15 protein-coding genes and 1 other annotated feature are annotated in these 17437 nt (G+C 41.2%); of the genes, 6 read left to right on the top strand and 9 right to left on the bottom strand.

Translation table 11 applies throughout. From position 1 onward, the window contains the following. Positions 1 to 106: 106 nt before the first annotated feature. Entirely contained in the window at positions 107 to 850 is a 744-nt protein-coding gene (locus AC1Q59_RS11405) for a CPBP family intramembrane glutamic endopeptidase (protein WP_492365943.1), read from the bottom strand. Positions 851 to 894: 44 nt separating this feature from the next. After that, positions 895 to 1317 (bottom strand): DUF1801 domain-containing protein, encoded by a 423-nt coding sequence (locus AC1Q59_RS11400; RefSeq protein WP_492365942.1) that lies wholly within the window; start codon positions 1315 to 1317, stop codon positions 895 to 897. A gap of 738 nt (positions 1318 to 2055) precedes the next feature. Between AC1Q59_RS11400 and AC1Q59_RS11395 the strand changes: the two genes are divergently transcribed. After that, on the top strand, positions 2056 to 2904 hold the full coding sequence (locus AC1Q59_RS11395) for a formate/nitrite transporter family protein (RefSeq protein WP_492365941.1): 849 nt from the start codon (positions 2056 to 2058) through the stop codon (positions 2902 to 2904). A 114-nt stretch (positions 2905 to 3018) separates the two neighbouring features. Here AC1Q59_RS11395 and AC1Q59_RS11390 read toward each other — a convergent pair whose 3' ends face one another. After that, positions 3019 to 4032 carry a S66 family peptidase gene (locus AC1Q59_RS11390; RefSeq protein ID WP_492365940.1) on the bottom strand — a complete coding sequence of 338 codons (1014 nt, stop codon included), beginning with the start codon at positions 4030 to 4032 and terminating at the stop codon, positions 3019 to 3021. A gap of 148 nt (positions 4033 to 4180) precedes the next feature. Between AC1Q59_RS11390 and AC1Q59_RS11385 the strand changes: the two genes are divergently transcribed. Next, positions 4181 to 5623 (top strand): MFS transporter, encoded by a 1443-nt coding sequence (locus AC1Q59_RS11385; RefSeq protein ID WP_492365939.1) that lies wholly within the window; start codon positions 4181 to 4183, stop codon positions 5621 to 5623. A gap of 50 nt (positions 5624 to 5673) precedes the next feature. Beyond that, the gene (locus AC1Q59_RS11380) at positions 5674 to 6870 is read left to right on the top strand and encodes a M20 family metallopeptidase (protein ID WP_492365938.1); all 1197 of its coding nucleotides are present in this window, start codon (positions 5674 to 5676) and stop codon (positions 6868 to 6870) included. A gap of 61 nt (positions 6871 to 6931) precedes the next feature. Here AC1Q59_RS11380 and AC1Q59_RS11375 read toward each other — a convergent pair whose 3' ends face one another. Both AC1Q59_RS11375 and AC1Q59_RS11370 read right to left on the bottom strand, forming a co-directional pair. Next, positions 6932 to 8023 (bottom strand): YheC/YheD family protein, encoded by a 1092-nt coding sequence (locus tag AC1Q59_RS11375; RefSeq protein ID WP_492365937.1) that lies wholly within the window; start codon positions 8021 to 8023, stop codon positions 6932 to 6934. A 193-nt stretch (positions 8024 to 8216) separates the two neighbouring features. Beyond that, positions 8217 to 8345, bottom strand: a complete 129-nt coding sequence (locus tag AC1Q59_RS11370) for a hypothetical protein (protein ID WP_492365936.1) — start codon at positions 8343 to 8345, stop codon at positions 8217 to 8219. A gap of 178 nt (positions 8346 to 8523) precedes the next feature. Here AC1Q59_RS11370 and AC1Q59_RS11365 point away from each other — a divergent pair, with 178 nt between their 5' ends. Beyond that, positions 8524 to 9027 (top strand): hemerythrin domain-containing protein, encoded by a 504-nt coding sequence (locus tag AC1Q59_RS11365; RefSeq protein WP_492365935.1) that lies wholly within the window; start codon positions 8524 to 8526, stop codon positions 9025 to 9027. 444 nt (positions 9028 to 9471) lie between these two features. On the opposite strand, the gene AC1Q59_RS11360 is transcribed toward AC1Q59_RS11365, so the two are convergent. Further along, positions 9472 to 10743, bottom strand: a complete 1272-nt coding sequence (locus AC1Q59_RS11360; protein WP_492365934.1) for a glutamate-5-semialdehyde dehydrogenase — start codon at positions 10741 to 10743, stop codon at positions 9472 to 9474. Then, on the bottom strand, positions 10740 to 11864 hold the full coding sequence (proB, locus tag AC1Q59_RS11355; RefSeq protein ID WP_492365933.1) for a glutamate 5-kinase: 1125 nt from the start codon (positions 11862 to 11864) through the stop codon (positions 10740 to 10742). The genes AC1Q59_RS11360 and proB overlap by 4 nt, the downstream gene beginning before the upstream one ends. A 49-nt stretch (positions 11865 to 11913) precedes the next feature. Then, positions 11914 to 12138, bottom strand: a binding site (T-box leader). A gap of 213 nt (positions 12139 to 12351) precedes the next feature. Between proB and AC1Q59_RS11350 the strand changes: the two genes are divergently transcribed. Next, the gene (locus AC1Q59_RS11350; RefSeq protein WP_492365932.1) at positions 12352 to 13299 is read left to right on the top strand and encodes an SDR family NAD(P)-dependent oxidoreductase; all 948 of its coding nucleotides are present in this window, start codon (positions 12352 to 12354) and stop codon (positions 13297 to 13299) included. A 50-nt stretch (positions 13300 to 13349) separates the two neighbouring features. Here the strand turns inward: AC1Q59_RS11350 and AC1Q59_RS11345 are convergent, their stop codons facing one another. Further along, on the bottom strand, positions 13350 to 14645 hold the full coding sequence (locus AC1Q59_RS11345; protein WP_492365931.1) for an SLC13 family permease: 1296 nt from the start codon (positions 14643 to 14645) through the stop codon (positions 13350 to 13352). Positions 14646 to 14683: 38 nt separating this feature from the next. Beyond that, a complete protein-coding gene (gene purB, locus AC1Q59_RS11340) occupies positions 14684 to 16075 on the bottom strand; it encodes an adenylosuccinate lyase (protein WP_492365930.1) in 1392 nt (463 codons plus the stop codon). Positions 16076 to 16388: 313 nt separating this feature from the next. Here purB and AC1Q59_RS11335 point away from each other — a divergent pair, with 313 nt between their 5' ends. Then, on the top strand, positions 16389 to 17399 hold the full coding sequence (locus tag AC1Q59_RS11335) for a LacI family DNA-binding transcriptional regulator (RefSeq protein ID WP_492365929.1): 1011 nt from the start codon (positions 16389 to 16391) through the stop codon (positions 17397 to 17399). Positions 17400 to 17437 lie beyond the last annotated feature (38 nt).

Raw genomic sequence — 17437 nt, 5'->3', positions numbered from 1 at the left:
ATGAAGGACATTCCCCTTTTTCATATGGCCTAGATTGTCCTTCATACCCTTTATGAAGGACTACTATTTCGAGAATAGACAAGTTTTGTCCTTCAACCTAAATTTTTTACAAGTAACTATCAATTTTCACACTGATATTAGATGAAGCTCCCTCCTGATTAACTGCCCTCCGCCATAAAATAATCGCATACACTAGTAAAATAGTAATTATCACGCAGCTAAGGATATAAGAGCCTTCGGAATCTGGGGCACTCATCTGCAGGAAATTATTAATCCCGTGGAAGACAATGGCCACCACTAATGATTGCCCGTTAACGATCAGCAGCGACAGGGTCATACCGACTACAAAAGCATAACTGATTTGAATTAGCGTTTCCTCCAGCGATTGCCCGCCAAGCAGCTGCAAGGAATGGGTCAGTGCAAACAAAAGGCTTGTAATGATGACCGCTGTTTTAAATCCTTTTGCAAGCAAAATGTTCATCATAAACCCGCGGAAAACCATTTCTTCGATAAAAGCAATAATAAATAGCTGACTAATTAGGATGAGGAAAAAATTAGATGCAGATTCGGCTGTGTTTAAAACATTATTTCCAACGAGAATAATCAATAATACTAGCAGCAGCGGCGAATAAAGCAGTGGTGATATTTTTGATATTTCAAATGAAAAGTAATCCTTCCATTTTTTCTTAAAAGTCAGGTATAGAGCAATCATTAAGGCTAATGGCACTACCCCTATATATTGCATCATAGGATTCAATGGGTTTGTCATTGTTACATAGGCACCGTTTAGTGTGAAAAAGAAGATTACTAGCAGTTCCAAGCCTGCGATTTTTAAAATCATTTTAGTCATGTTCGCACTTCCCCCTTTGGGACAAGAGAACCGTCCCTGTGTCCCTATTTGGCCGGGTAGGTTTTCTGCAAGAATTTTACGGATTGGTTGATTAGTGCTTTTAGCACATCAACGTCAACGTCAGCCAATTTGTTTATGTATACACATGCTTTGCCTGAGGTATGTTTGCCAAAGGTCTTTAGCAGTTCTTCCCGCTCCTGGTCTCCCGTTGCAAAATACAAGCTGGTCTTGGCTTTACGCGGAGAAAAGCCTACCAATGGCGCGTCGCCTTCGTGGCCGGATGCGTACTTGTAGTGATAGCTGCCAAACCCAATTATGCTTGGGCCCCACATTTTAGCTTCATAGCCGGTGGTTTCGGTAAAAATATCCAAAAGCTTGTGGGCATCCACCCGCTTCTTCGGGCTTTCCACTTTTTCAATAAACTCAATAACGCTGTTATCAGTTTCCTTAGTTTTTAATTCGTACATGGCGGTTCTGCCTCCTTTTTCCAATATTGTAGCATTTTTACTATGATAATTGAAAAATTAGATAAATTGTCATGAAAAATGTAAACAAATATGTTCGTTCTTAATGCTTGTTTATTGTACTTAGGACAGACTGACCGAAAAATTGCCATTTCTGTTTAAAACTTTGAGGGCTTCGGACTCTGCGACCCAGTTACCGTTTTTTCTGTCTAAAGCTATACAATCTTCGGACTCTGAACCCCGAGCATCTCTCAACTCTGTCTGAAGCTGCACTGACTACGGACTCTGCGGACCGATCATCTTTCAACTTTGTCTAAAGCTACATAAACTTCGGACTCTGTGAATCAAGCCTCTCTCAACTTTGTCTAAAGCTGCACGATCTTCGGATGCTGCGTACCAGTTACCACTCCATTCTGTCTGAAGCTGCATGAACTTCGGACTCTGTGAACCGATCTTCTCTCATCTTTGTCTAAAGCTGCACGATCTTCGGACGCTGCGTACCAGTTACCACTCCATTCTGTCTAAAGCTGCATGAACTTCGGACTCTGCGTACCAGTTACCACTCCTATCTGTCTAAAGCTGAAATTCAAGACAAGATAATCAACATATCATCTATGCCCACTGTTTCCACCATGCAAATTGTAAAATTGTAAATTTTTGTAAATAATTCTTGTCATAGGAATTTGTAACTCATTACAATGGTAAGAGGATTATTTTTTTAAAAGAAACGGGGTCATGACTTTGGATTATATTAAACCGGGTGATTTAGTAGAGGATGTGGCACATGCTGGTGCTTATAAATCCACCTTAAGTGTGAGTGATATTTTAATAAAAGGGATTCTCTCAGGTGCTTTTTTGGGCTTTGCCACAACGCTTGCCTTTACTGCTGCGATTGAAACAAAGCTTAGTATTGCTGGTGCGTTTGTCTTTCCAGTGGGATTTGTACTTATATTATTATTAAGTCTCGAGCTAGTCACTGGGAACTTCGCGATGCTCCCGCTTGCTAGATTGAGAGGTCTTACTGCCAGCAGTAAGGTCATCTACAACTTTTTCTGGGCGTTTCTTGGAAATCTGTTAGGCAGTCTTTTGTATGGTGTTTTATTTTATATCGTTGCGACAAAACTTGGGCACATTACCGAAAGTGCGATGATTGAGAAGATTATTGCGGTGGCCGAGGGAAAGACTCTTGCCTATAAAAGCCTTGGCGGAGAGGGGCTAATCGTTGCGATTACCAAGGCTATTTTATGTAATTGGATGGTTACGCTTGGTGCTTTTATGGCTTTTGTTTCAAGCTCAACGATTGGAAAAATTGCTGCCATGTGGCTTCCGGTCTTTTTATTTTTCGCACATGGCTTTGAGCACGCCGTTGTTAACATGTTTGTGATTCCTACAGCTATGCTTATGGGTGCTGATATTTCACTCGGCGATTGGTGGCTGTGGAATCAAATTCCTGTGACAATCGGCAACTTTATTGGCGGCTTTATTTTTACAGCCTTAGCCCTTCACTTGGTTAATAAGAAAAAGGCAGCAAAAGCCGATACAGTCATTGTCAGCTACCCGTCACCTGTACCGGGGAAAGAAATGTCATAAAAACGGGCTTAACAAATTAAAAGGCGCCCTTCGATTAACTTCTAATAAACCACAACTTTTAAAGATACAGTTTAAAAATGCTCAGACCATCTCTGAGCATTTCTGGTTTATTTTTCATCTAAAATGCTGTATTACCGTACCTTTTCCATTGTTTGTCTCAATTTCAGCAAAGGCACCATTTATAAAAGTAATTTGAGGCGGAACGTGTCCGCAATCAATGTTATATATAATGGGGATTTGAAGTTCGTCTGAAAGTTCCTTATATACATCTTCAACTGTATATTCATCGACAGGGGTGTTGGCTGGACTTCTGCCGAACATAATACCTGAGCAATGATCAAACCAGCCAGCTAATTTCATCTGAATCAATGACCGGCGCAAATCAGTCGATGAGAGTTCACAGTTTTCAAGAAACCAAATAACTGGTTCATCTTGAATATACTTTTTCCTAAAGGCCGTTACATCTCCATATGGCGTGCCGATTAGATGTCTGATCACATCAATACATCCTCCAAGTAAACGCCCCTGTATTTTGACTTGATTGTTTGAAATGGCTTTCCAATCGGTTGGTTCGGTTAAATGGAAGATATATGGGGTAGGTTTATCATGCTGCCATTCTTTTTGATACTTTTCTGATGAATGCTGCTGGATTGACCCTCCTTTTTTCGTGGATAAAACAGACTGCCACATCGCTGTCGTTTCATCTGAATATTCTCCCCTTAAATCAACTAAATTTGTTCCGTGAGCGGTGGCAAGACCGGTTTTTAAAGTCATAGCTAATAATAATACACTAATATCAGAATAGCCTAATATCCACTTATCTTGTATATTTTCAAAGTCTACATATTCAATCATCTCAATTAATAGTTCTCCACCCCATGGCGGAATAATCAGATTAATATTTTCATTCTGCATCATTTTATTAAACTCTTCTGACCGAAATTTAGCTGACGAAGACCTTGCTTTGTTTTGGGTCCAAACCGTATCGCCGCAAATAACATCAAACCCTTTTGATTTCATACGGTTACAGGCAGCTTCCACAAGTCCGTGTAATTCTTTTGGTACCCCCGATGAGGGTGCGGTAACCCCTATTGTTGCCCTTTCTTCTAAAAACGGGTATCTAATCATAAATATCCCCCCTCTACTTTTGCATTATTTTACCATAAAAGTACTGTTAGAAAATTTTTGTACTTCCGTCAAGACGGCATTTTTTAAGGATGAGACTATCTTGGACTGCAAAGATTAATAACAAACCTATCATAATGGAGGCACACGTATGGCTACAACAAGTTATAAAGGCACCAATAAAATGATTATTGGCATTGTATTCGGGGTGATCACGTTTTGGCTTTTTGCTCAGGCCATGGTCAATGTGGTTCCGGCTGTTCAGGAAGATCTCGGCATTTCTCTTGGAACATTAAACATTGCTATTAGTTTAACGGCCTTATTTTCTGGAATGTTCATCGTTGCTGCCGGCGGGTTAGCGGATAAAATGGGGCGAAAAAAATTGACTTACATTGGGTTAATCCTTAGTGTGATTGGCTCCCTTTGCCTTGTGCTAGCGCAGGGGTCTGTTTTACTGATAGTCGGCCGTGCGATTCAAGGGCTTTCGGCAGCCTGTATTATGCCGGCAACTATCGCGTTGATTAAAGCTTATTTTGAAGGGGCAGAACGCCAGCGGGCTCTTAGTTACTGGTCCATTGGTTCTTGGGGCGGGTCTGGAGTGGCTTCTTTTGCCGGCGGTGCGATTGCCACGTATTTGGGATGGAAATGGATCTTTATCTTTTCTATCGTCTTCTCTTTACTTGCCATGTGGCTAATTAAGGATACTCCGGAAAGTAGAGCAGAGACATCCGGTTCCTTTAAGTTCGATTACACTGGATTAGTTATTTTCATCATTACCATGCTTGCACTAAATGTTTTTATTACTTTTGGTTCTGATTTAGGCTGGACAAGCCTGATTACGATCGGTCTTGCTGTCGTCACAGTCATTGGAGCCATTGTTTTCATCAAAGTTGAAAAGAGTAAAGAGATCGTCCTTATTGACTTTGCTTTATTTAAAAATAAACCGTATTCTGGTGCCACTTTTTCTAATTTTTTGTTAAATGCCATCGCTGGAACGCTTGTTGTGGCAAACACTTATGTACAAGTTGGCAGAGGATTTAATGCCTTCCAATCTGGAATGTTATCACTGGGTTATTTAGTAGCCGTGTTAGCGATGATTCGTGTCGGTGAGAAAATTTTACAAAAAGCAGGGGCAAAATCACCGATGATTTGGGGAGCCCTTATCACAACTGTTGGCGTAGCGATGATGGGATTAACATTTTTATCAGATGTTGTTTATACCGTAGTTGTCTTTATTGGATTTGCTTTATTTGGCCTTGGTCTTGGGATTTACGCCACTCCATCAACAGACACATCTGTATCAAATGCACCTGCAAACAAAGTGGGTGAAGCGGCGGGCATCTACAAAATGGCTAGCTCGCTTGGCGGAGCATTCGGGGTTGCGATTTCAGCAACTGCCTACAGTTCAATCTCAGCCTTTACCAGCCTAGAAACAGCTGCAACTGCAGGGATTATTGTTAACGTCATATTTGGTGTCCTTTCGATTCTTTCCATTATATTTATGGTCCCTCGGGATACCGGAAAACTCAAGGCACCTGAACAGGCAAAACGGGTTAGAAAGCCGAATCCTGGTCAGCCAGATCCCGTTCATTAAGGTATTTTTTAAAAAAGTGATTGGAAAACAGTCTTTGGGAGGATCATCCAATGTTAGTAGATGAACTAATGAAAAAATTAGACGAAAAAAAGGAACGCATTATTGAGATTCGCCGTTATCTGCATGAACACCCGGAACTTTCCTTTCAAGAAGAAGAGACGGCTAAATATATTGCCGATTTTTATAAAGAAGTTCCCGTCGATTCCGTAGAAACCAATTTTGGCGGGCAGCGTGGGATTGTTGTAACGATTAACGGTGCAAAACCTGGAAAAACCATTGCTATTCGCGCGGACTTTGATGCGTTGCCTATCAAGGAAGAAACAGGGCTGCCATTTGCTTCGAAAAACGAGGGAGTTATGCATGCGTGTGGACACGATGGCCATACCGCCTACATGCTGGTATTAGCTGAGACCTTGGCGGAGTTTAAGGATCAATTAAAAGGGATCATTCGTGTGATTCATCAACCCGCAGAGGAAGCTCCTCCGGGTGGCGCCATCGGGATGATTAAAGCCGGTGTGCTTGATGGGGTTGATGCCATCCTCGGCATCCATGTTATGAGCAATATGAAGACGGGACATATTTATTACAGAAGCGGAAACACGCAAACAGGCCGATCCTATTTTAAGCTAGTTGTTCAAGGTAAAGGCGGGCATGGCTCGTCCCCCCATCTGGCCAATGATGCGATTGTGGCGGCAAGTTCATTTGTCATGAATGTGCAAACGATCGTCAGCCGCCGAATCAACCCCTTTGATACCGCTTCAATTACGATCGGTAATTTTGATGGGAAAGGGACATTTAATGTCATTAAGGATGCGGTTACGATTGAAGGCGATGTTCGAACCATGTCTTCTGAGACTCGAGAGATCGTCGAATCAGAAGTGCAGGCTTTTGCGGAAGGATTAGAGGCTTCCTATGGAGTAAAATCCATTCTTGAATATAAAAATGACTATCCTGTTCTATATAATGATCCGGACGTTACTGAACAGGTGCGCCAAGCGCTTCAACAAGCATCCATTCCTGAGGCAGAGGCTGTACTGGAAACACCGCCACAGCCGCCATCAGAAGATTTCGCTTACTACCTTCAAAAAGTGCCTGGATGTTTCTTCTATGTCGGTGCGGCTCCTGAATCAGGCGAAACCTACCCGCATCATCACCCTAAATTTGATATTGATGAGAAAAGCTTGATCATCAGTGCGAAAGCTATGGCTGCAGTGGTTGCTTCTTATTGTGATGGCAACGCTGATTAAGCAAGTTCCAGCAGATAAACCAGCTAATTGTTTTCATGAGATTAGCTGGTTTTGCAGTGAATTAGTGATGATCTAATAAAAAACGTGCATAATCTACCGGTTTGATAAATACATTTTTCCAATCGTCGTGCATTAATACTCCATTCTTCATAGTAAGTGCTGGATACGCTGAAATAAAATTGCACTCAATATAATAAATATCTCCGTCTGGTGTAATCGCAAAGTCAAACCCGAGGTCTCCAATATGAGGTAGGTGGTCACTAAATAGATTGGCTATTTTTATAGCCAGTGCGACAATTTGTTCTCTTAAAAAATCCGCATTAAGGTGCGGATACGCTTGAATTAACTCATCAAGAGTAAAGGCGGAGCCGCCTTGACCGATGTTCGTCAAAAAGTTACCTTCCCCGGCCACTTTTCCGATAATAGCTGTTACTTCCCAATGCCCTGTCCCATTCCTTTGCGTGGCTACCCTAAAATCAAACGGTGATCCTTGATAAGTAGCTAATGGCAGCAAGTTCTGACTCAAATAGAAGTTATTTTCCATTAGTTGCTGTAAAATTTCTGGAATTGTTTCGGTAAATCTGAATTCCTGCCAGCTTCTTTTTTTCCCATTTTTAATCTGGAATGTTAAACACCATTCCCTTTCATTTACTTTGTAAAGCTTATGAATCCCTTTCCCTACCAAACCATGATCTGGCTTTAAAATTAATTGGTTATATTTTTTCATCATGTATTCTAGATTTTGGGCATTGGCAATCTTGGTTTCCGGCAAATGCCTGCGAAACTCTTCCTTTTTCTCCAAGAGAGCTTGAAACTTATATTTTTTTAGATAATTCCCTTCATTAAATACAGTGACTCCCTTTTTGGTTAAATATCTTATTTTTCTATCCCTGCCCGGGGTACTCCATTCACGATTATAAATGACGCGAGGAACTTGAATTATTTTTTCCTGATAAATTCCATTTTTCCTTACTATAGCTAAAACTTGATCGCGCCCTGCTGAAAGATGCTTAAAAGGAAAATAACAAGGAATAAGGCTATTTTCCCTTGCTGCCTCTTCTTGAATAATAATACTTTTTGGAGCTTGTCCGCCTTTTTTTAAGTTCTGATATAGGTGTTTTTGTATGAGAAATCCAACATATTGTCCAGACAATCCGATAACCACTCCTTTTACTTGTTTACTAGACAGAGTATGTAAGCATACCTAGTCGGTACGGATTATCGCCTTATTTTTGGTATTTTAATAAAAATGGAGAATTTGTCCAGGGATTATTTTTAAAAGGAAGGAATGTATCCGAAATAAACGGAGGCCATCCTTTTAGATGATTGAGGATGGCCTTTTAAGATTATTGCTTGCGGTCTAATAAATTTTGAACACTTTTTGGCAATGACCGATAAAATAAACCTTTATATTTGATATCAGCTAGCCCTGCAATAATTAGAATGACCAGCAAAGGTAAAATAAACTTCAACATGTCCCCTCCTGTTATGTGAGTTTACGAAACTAACGTATATAATATCATAATAATAAAAAATGATTTTTCTATTGTAACCCTTTTTCCGTGATTGCCATCATAAAATTATCAGCACTTTTGATGTATGCTGTAACAAGAATGAATAGGGTTGTTTGAATTTAGGAGGAGGGTTTTGCTGATGGACGTTTCGAAATTAAGTGCCCCGCTCCGGCAGTTAACAAATGAGCATGTGTCATTGCGGGCAGACATGGACCTTTTCTATGAAATGACGGAAGAGATTGAATATGAGTCAGGACCAGCTGTCGTTGAACTATTTGCGCAATTGTACGAGCAGGTTGCGACTTTTACTGATAAGCTGAAGGCCCATTCTAGGCGGGAGGAAGAAGGATTATTCCCAATGATGTCCCGCCGCCTTGATGAGAATGATCATACGATCGAAGTGATGGAGTATGAACACGAAAAGGCCGAGCAGCATCTCGAAGATTTTTTAACTGAAGCTAAGCTTGCGGGTTCTGCCATTGATGAAGACAATGCCCAAGCGCTTACCGTATACGCAGTCCAAGCCCATGCGACCTTGACACAGCACTTTGCTAAGGAAGAAAAAGTGCTATTTCCGCTGGCCGAGAGTATCTTGTCGCGTGATGAGATGGAGGAGCTGGAACGGCTGTTTTTGGTATTATAAATGTGATTCTTTTGCTTTTATAAAATAAACTTCGGAGAAATCGAGTGGGAATTGTCTTGATGATGGACTTTCTTTTAGGATAATTATGGAAACTTGTCTTTCATGCTCGCGATGATGGATACTCTCTGAAAAAAATTACCGGGACTTATCCTTCATGTTCGCCATGATGGACTTTCTCCCCGAAAAACAATGGTAACTTGTCTTTCATTGGGTTCATGATGGACTTTCTTTTAGGAAAATTACGGGGACTTGTCCTTCATGCTCGCGATGATGGACTTTCTCACCGAAAAACAAAGGTAACTTGTCTTTCATCAGGTTCATGATGAACTTTCTCTAATGAAAATTGCCATTACTTGTCCTTCATATAAGCAATGAAGGACAAATCCCATAGAAAACCCAGGGGAAATGTCCTTCAAATAAAATCGAACCTCTATCTATCTTTCTTTACTTAATCTGCCCAGTTCCCCGAATAATATATTTAGTCGAGGTCAAAGCCTGAAGCCCCATTGGTCCGCGGGCATGGAGCTTTTGGGTGCTTATGCCGATTTCGGCGCCGAAGCCAAATTCAAATCCGTCTGTGAATCGGGTGGAGGCATTGTGATAGACGGCTGCCGCGTCGATTTCCGTGAAAAATTTTTCAACATTCGCCATTGTTTTTGAAATAATTGCTTCTGAATGTTTTGTGCCATATTGATTAATATGGGCAATTGCCTCTTCCACGTTTTCAACCACTTTTAATGCGACTTCCAGTCCTAAAAATTCCTTGCCCCAATCTTCTAAACTAGCAGGAATGACATCCACCCCTGCCTGCTGGACGGTTTCATCCCCATGTATGCGAACTTCTTTTTCCCGTAATGCCGCAAGTAACTCCTGTAAGTGGCTCGATGCCCAGTCTCTCTGAACAAGGATCGTTTCACACGCATTACAGACCGATGGACGCTGAGTTTTCGCATTGATTGCAATGTCAATGGCCATCTTTGGATCGGCACTTTCATCAATAAAGACATGACAATTGCCTGCACCCGTTTCTAATACGGGAACGGTCGAGTTTTGTACGACAGTCTGAATCAGCTTTGCGCCCCCGCGCGGGATTAGCACATCAAGGTATTCATTTAATTTGAACATTTGTGATGCCGTTTCCCGGCTGGTATCTTCCAACAGCTGGACCGCTTCAATCGGCAAGCCGCTTAATTGGAGTGCCTGCTGGATCACTTTAACAATTGCTTTATTGGAATGAATGGCTGTTGAACTGCCGCGAAGCAAGACAGCATTGCCTGTTTTTAAACAAAGGCTGGAGGCATCTACCGTCACATTTGGTCTTGCTTCATAAATCATGCCGATTACCCCAAGCGGTACGCGAACTTGGGAGATAGCCAGACCGTTTGGACGTTCCCACCCTTCCAATATTTCCCCTATTGGGTCTTTCAGTGAGGTTAACTGAATCAGGGCATCTGCCATATCTTGGAGACGCTGTTGTGTTAACTTCAGACGATCAATTAAAGATTCGCTCATGCCATTTTCTTTTCCAGCCAGTACATCCTTATTGTTTTCTGTTAAAATAAAGGCTTGTTCCTTCATTAGCTGTTGAGAAATCATATGTAGTGCCTGATTTTTCTCGTCAGTATTTGCTTTTGCCAGTAAGCTTGCTGCCTTTTTAGCCTGTTGAGCTTTTTCAATTAATTCACTGCTTTGCGTCACTTGCAGCATGTCACTCATAACATAATTCCCCTTTCGCTTTGACTTACCCAATGATCCCGGTGAACGACAACTCTTTGATCACTGTTAGCGATAACCATCGCTTCCGAACTTGATAATCCTTTAATGGCCAATAGCTGATCTGAAGAAAAATTCACTTTACCTTTTCCGATCATCTCGCCTTTGAGGTTGATAATCTCAACAACATCGTTAACCCCAAAGTGGCCAATGACATTGGTAATTCCAGCAGGAAGCAGGCTTTTTCCATGCTTTAGCATAGCCATTTCCGCTCCATGATCGACTTCAACTTTTCCGCTTGGAATTGAATGCAGTGCTAGCCATTGCTTGGATGTTTTCATACTGGGATGCGCAGTGCCGCCAATATAAGTCCCATCCCCTTTTCCTAAAAGAATATCAGTAAATTTTTCATCTCCGATACCGGATCCAATAAACACTTTCACGCCCAAATCTAAGGCGGTGCGGGCTGCTTCAATTTTTGATTTCATCCCGCCAGTGCCAACCTTCGAATCCGTTCCAGAAGCATTGCGCAGCAATTCCTCATTTATTTCATTAAGATAGTTATACTTTTTGGCGTTCGGGTGTTTTCGCGGATTTTGATCATAGATCCCATTAATATCCGTGATGATGATTAGCAGGTTTGCATGTATCAGCCCGCTGACTAATGCCGATAACATATCGTTGTCTCCGAAGGTTAATTCTTCTACGGAAACAGAGTCGTTTTCATTAATAATCGGCAGCACTTGGCGTTTTAATAGCTCGGATAAGGTGGCATAGGCATTATTATATTGATCTTTGTGCAGGAAGTTCTGTCTGGTTAACAATAATTGTGCGGCCACAATTCCATGTCGTTTGAATTCTTCCGTATACCCTTTTAATAATAATCCTTGACCAACGGCTGCAGCTGCCTGCTTGCCGGCAATGGTGTTCGGGCGCGCGGGATAGCCGAGATTTGCAAAGCCAGCCGCAACGGCTCCAGATGATATAAGAATAACCTCATGCCCCTGCTTCCTTAAGCTTGCAAGAGCATCAACATGCTCACGCAGCTTCTCGGTGGAAAGTCCGCCATTCGTATTAGTCAGAGAACTACTGCCTATTTTGACAACAATTCGTTTCTTTTTCACTTCATTCACCATCCAATTATTCTCGAAAAAAAAAGCCCTTCCCGTCCCTAAAAAGGACGAAAAGAGCTAGTCTCTCGTGGTACCACCTTCATTGACATTAGAATCAATCTAATATCCACTCAAACACCCTATAACGCGAGGAATACGGTTAGGTTTTGCCTAACAGTTCAAGGGACAGGTTCGGCAGCATTGCAGGTCGTAAAATCTTTCAGCCGGTGAATTTTACTCTCTTTTACCTGAGGACTGCCTACTAGTTCCCTATCATTACTTTATTAATATCGAATCATTTTCAATTTTATAGATTATGAATATTATGAATCAAATTCACACCCATGTCAATGTGTGTAATTTTTAAACTGATAAAATTATTTGCCGAATAATAAATCGTTTCATTCAAGCTTCGACATTTTCTACATTTCTTTCTTGGTAATATATGCATAGTGCGTATTGCTTACAGAGAAAAGACGTTAGAAAAGGAGGTTTACGCATGCAAGACAAATATGTCATTATTACTGGGGCAAATTCAGGGATCGGTCATGCAGCAGCCCTTAAGTTTGCAGCAGAAGGCTATTTTGTGGTCATGGCTTGCCGCAATTTAAAGATTAGTTCAAAAGCACAAAAAGACATCATGGAAACCGCCAAAAATCCAAATGTAGATTTAATGGAGCTAGACGTTTCTTCATTTGAGTCCATCCGTTCGTTCTCCACTGCTTTTACAGCGAAATACCCGCGATTGGATATTCTAATACATAACGCCGCTTATTTAAATCACGGTGAAAAAGAATATAAACTCAGTCCCGAGCATATCGAATTGTCCTTCGCTACCAATACATTTGGTCCTTTTTTCATGACACGTTTACTGGCCGATCATCTCGCAAAATCATCAGACCCGCGAATCCTCCATGCTTGTACCACCAATATCAAAAATTTCTTTGACCCAAAAAGACAGATCGAGTTCGATAATTTGCGCGGAGAACTAAAGGACTCACAGCTTTATAGTACCTATAAGATGTACGGCGATTCAAAAATGGGATTATTAATGCTTACCTTCAAAATGGCTGAGGAATATAAAAGCAGAGGGATTAAAGTTAATGCCCTGCAAATTAACCGTGTCAAACTATCAAAAGAGACGATTAAGAAGATGAATTCTTTTTGGCAAGTGTTAGCGTATGCGCAAAATCTCACGAATCCTTTACCATCAGGGATGGCAGATACCTATTTTTATATTTGCACTTCGGATGAATTTAAGGAAGTTACTGGCCAGCTAATCAATCATAAAAGAGAGATTGTTCAGCCAGCGACCACTGAAAAAGGCTTAGAGCAATTGAAGAACATTCTTGGCTCAAGTACCTATCCTAGCTATGCCGTAAATCCCGAAAATGTTGAAAGGATTTGGAGTCTAAGTAACTTGCTTATTGAAGACTTTTTAGCATGAATTAAAAGATTGGATGACCATTTTATAGTCATCCAATCTTTTTCTATAGATTAATTATAAAATGGCCAGAATAACGGCACTAACAGGACACAAATAATCAGCTGGATAATAATAAATGGCAATCCGCATTTTATATAATCAATAAATCGATAGTTGCCGGGGCTGTAAATCATGGTGTTTGGCGGCGTGCCAATTGGTGAAGCATAGGCAGCTGAAGCACCTATACATACTGCCATTAAGATCGCTCTTGGATCTGCTCCCATACTGCTGGCAATGACAATCGCGATAGGCGCCATTAGGGCAGCGGCTGCCGTATTAGACATAACTGATGTTAAGACTGTTGTGATTATAAATATCAGCGCTGTTATGACATAGGGACCCGCACCATTTCCAACCGATCCCATAACGGTTTCGGCGATCATTTTTGCCGCTCCGGTTTCTGAAAGGGCCGTGGCTAAAGGCATCATCCCCGCAACCAATATGATTGTAGACATATCAAGAGATTTATAGGCCTGTTTTTCCGTCATTGTTCGCGTGAGGACAATTAATAAGGCACCCATAATAGAAACAATGTGTAATGGAATGCCGATTTGTTGTTCAAAGACCATAAAGATGATAGTAAGAATTAATATGGCCACTGCAATAAACTGTTTAACCGGATTGTCCTTCTGGCTATCGGACGCAGCTATTGCCGCTGCTGCTTCTTCTTTAGCTATTGCCGTCTCATCCTTTGGATTTTCTCTGGTTGGAATTAGCTTATAACCGATTGTCATCATGTATATAATGCCTATCACGGTTAATGGAATGCCAATTTTAGCAAATTCAAAAAATCCAAAAACCGGGATTCCTTCATTTTCCATCACACCCTGTGCGGCAAGGTTACTGTTCGTTCCCACGAGGGTAATCAGACCGCCAAGTGCTGTGGCATAAGCTAAAGGCATTAACAGCTTTGCCCGGGAAAATCCCATATTATCTGCGATTAAAATAACAATAGGCATTAAAACCGCTGTCGTGCTTGTGTTGGATAAAAATGCTGAAAGCGATGCTCCAATGACCATGATGGCCAGCAGAAGCTGTTTTTCTGTCTTTGCAAATTTTGTTATAAGATTACTGATCTTCTTTGCTACTCCTGTTTCAAATAAAGCTGCACCAATGACAAACATACCTGTGATCAAAATGACGATATTGTTCGTAAATCCTGAAAATACGGTAGCAGCATCAATAACACCTGTTAGATACAGGAGAAACATCACTACTAGAGCAGTCGCGGCAACTGGAATGATTTCTGTAACAAATAGTATGGCTGCTAATAATAAGACAAGAAGTGTTATCGTGGCTGCGGACATGCGGTTTTTGCCTCCTTTATATTGAATTCAATGATTTATTAGACTGGCTGACCGGCCTGGTTCTTTTTGTATTCGGTTACAATTGGCAGCCATTTATGATTCACGCGATCAACAAATTGCGGACATAACCCAATATAGCTTTTTGGATCCAAATGGGTTCTTACTTCTTCTTCGCTCAAATGCATCATAATTTCTTTATTTTCCAAAGTCACTTCCAGCAATGGCCGCTTTTCCTCAAAAGCTTTCATAGAAACTTCATAGACTAAATCATGTGCTACCTGGCGGCCGACAAATTTACCTAATGTTAGCATGAGATTTTCTGACACGATTAAACCTTGCAATAAATATAGATTTCGATTCATATTTTCCTTGTGAACGATTAATCCTTCAAGGACACCCTGCATTTGCTGCAAGCCTGAACTGGTTAGAATGCAGATTTGCGGGATAAATGCCCATTCCGTTAGCCAGAAGGTCATATCTCTTTCATGCTCTTGAATCATTCCATCCAAGCCTAAGGTTGCATTTCTTTGCACTAGTCTTGTTAATCCGACGACATACTCGCAGACCATTGGATTACGTTTGTGCGGCATCGTGCTGCTGCCCACCTTACCCATAGCAAATCCTTCTTCGATTTCGCCGATTTCGGATTTTTGCAGATTAATAATTTCATTGGCAATTTTTCCAACCGTTCCTGAAATCATGGCAATGATATTGGCAAATTCGGCAAACCCATCGCGTTCCACATGCCAAGTAATTGTCGGCTGCTCAAGCCCTAATATTCGGCAATATCTTTCTTGAACATCCAATCCATGTTCACTGATCGATGCAAGCGTTCCGGCAGCACCTGCGAATTGGCCCATCAGATAACGTTTTTTACCTTCCTCTAATCTCTCGATATGTCTGCCAATTTCATCTGCCCAAATCGCAATTTTATAGCCTAAGGTCACTGGTAAAGCATGCTGACCATGGGTTCTGCCAGGCATAATTGTATCCTTGTGATCGTTGGCTAGCTTTAGACAAGTATCTAAAAACTGATGCAATTGTTCTAAGAGCAGGTTTTGCGCTTCCTTCATTTGCAGAACAACAGCGGTATCCATAATATCCTGAGTGGTGGCCCCCCAATGAACATAACCGCCGGCATCGCCATCACAAACTTTTTCTAATGAGCGAATTAACGTAATTAACGGATGGGATGTTTCAACAATGCCTTCGCGTATTGTTTTCATATCTAAATTTTCATACTTAGCTTTTTTAGCAATTTCCTGCGCTGCCTCTTCTGGGATTAAACCAGCTTCAGCTTCTGCAAGTGCTAACGCCGCTTCTGCATCCAGCCATTTTTGCAGCAAGGATTCATCTGAAAAAACCTTGTTCATTTCCTCTGACGTGTAAATACCTTTGTAAAGCTCCGAATCAATCACGTATGAAGCCATTAAAATACCTCCTAAATAAATTGTGTAAACGTATACAAAATACAATTGGGCAAAACGTATTAAAAATGCACCAAGGCAAACGTTTGTCTAATTTTATAAAAAAATATATAGGTATAATATACCGACTATGTTCATTTGATTAGGCAAACGTTTGTCTAATTTGATATTTTTTAGATTAATGGATGGGCGTCTTCCTGTCAATAGATTTTTAATTTTTAAACAACTTTCCGCCTTATTAGATAACGCTGAGTTCTTGCTATATAATACATGTAAAAAGAAAAAACTTTTTTCAAGGGAAAGGTGCATGTAAAAATTGGCCACGTTAAAAGAGGTTGCAAAACTAGCTGGTGTAGACCCTTCGATTGTATCAAGGGTGGTAAACAAGGATCCGGCGTTAAATATAAAAGCAGAAACACGCGCTCGAATTCTAGAGGCGGTTGAAGAATTGAATTACCGTCCGAATCTAGCTGCTAGGAATCTTAAAAAAAATGAGACAAAATTGCTCGGCATGATCATCCCTGATTTCTCAAATCCCGTATATGCAAGCATCATCCATGGCGCGGAGGATCAGGCTGCGCTGGAAGGCTATGACTTGCTTGTGTATAGCATGAAGCAAAAAGGGCTGGAAAAAAAATATTTTTCCCACCTGTTAGAGGGCCGTATTGACGGATTGTTAATCGCCAATTCTGAATCTGATAAAAAAGATATTCTAGAGCTGAAACAAAAAAATAAACCCTTTGTTCTGGTCAATCGCTATGTCCCAGGCATCAATGATTATGTGATCTTGGACGATGTCAACGGAGGAAAATTAGCAACAAAGCATTTAGCTCAGCTTGGGCATAAACGGATTGCCCATATTTCAGGGCCTCTTTATACGGGGACGGGTCTCAGCAGGGTTCAGGGTTATCGTGAGGGCCTGCGGGAAGAACAGATTGAATTTATCCCAGGTTATCTGCAGGAAAGCGAATACTCTGTGGAGGGCGGATACAAAGCCGCTCAAGTGCTATTAGATTTACCTGCTCCTCCTACAGCTATTTTTGCAGCCAATATTCTGATTTGTTTGGGTGCCATGAAAGCCATTTATGATCGCGGATTATCAATCCCATCGGATATTTCGATCATCGGATTTCATGATGTATTATTTGCGTCTTCCCTCTTCCCCTCGCTCACAACCGTAAAAATGCCATTATATGAAATGGGCAGAGAGTCGGTTAGCAAACTGATAAAAAGGATCCAAGGAAAGGACGAAGAAATTGAGCAAGGCCAGATTATAAATGGAGCATCCTTGCTCATTCGCGACAGTACCAGCCACCCATCTTCATAAAAAAAGTGCCACTGTCACCGCCCGAATGTTGTCTCATT

The organism is Cytobacillus sp. MT66, from assembly GCF_058792595.1.
This window is presented reverse-complemented; position numbering and strand designations above follow the sequence as displayed.

Excerpts from the sequence above, each read along its gene's own strand:
- AC1Q59_RS11365 (WP_492365935.1), top strand. The coding sequence starts at position 8,524 with ATGGACGTTTCGAAATTAAGTGCCCCGCTCCGGCAGTTAACAAATGAG.
- AC1Q59_RS11400 (WP_492365942.1), bottom strand. The coding sequence starts at position 1,317 with ATGTACGAATTAAAAACTAAGGAAACTGATAACAGCGTTATTGAGTTT.
- AC1Q59_RS11350 (WP_492365932.1), top strand. The coding sequence starts at position 12,352 with ATGCAAGACAAATATGTCATTATTACTGGGGCAAATTCAGGGATCGGT.
- AC1Q59_RS11405 (WP_492365943.1), bottom strand. The coding sequence starts at position 850 with ATGACTAAAATGATTTTAAAAATCGCAGGCTTGGAACTGCTAGTAATC.
- AC1Q59_RS11360 (WP_492365934.1), bottom strand. The coding sequence starts at position 10,743 with ATGAGTGACATGCTGCAAGTGACGCAAAGCAGTGAATTAATTGAAAAA.
- AC1Q59_RS11380 (WP_492365938.1), top strand. The coding sequence starts at position 5,674 with ATGTTAGTAGATGAACTAATGAAAAAATTAGACGAAAAAAAGGAACGC.
- AC1Q59_RS11385 (WP_492365939.1), top strand. The coding sequence starts at position 4,181 with ATGGCTACAACAAGTTATAAAGGCACCAATAAAATGATTATTGGCATT.
- AC1Q59_RS11390 (WP_492365940.1), bottom strand. The coding sequence starts at position 4,032 with ATGATTAGATACCCGTTTTTAGAAGAAAGGGCAACAATAGGGGTTACC.
- AC1Q59_RS11370 (WP_492365936.1), bottom strand. The coding sequence starts at position 8,345 with ATGTTGAAGTTTATTTTACCTTTGCTGGTCATTCTAATTATTGCAGGG.
- AC1Q59_RS11345 (WP_492365931.1), bottom strand. The coding sequence starts at position 14,645 with ATGTCCGCAGCCACGATAACACTTCTTGTCTTATTATTAGCAGCCATA.
- purB (WP_492365930.1), bottom strand. The coding sequence starts at position 16,075 with ATGGCTTCATACGTGATTGATTCGGAGCTTTACAAAGGTATTTACACG.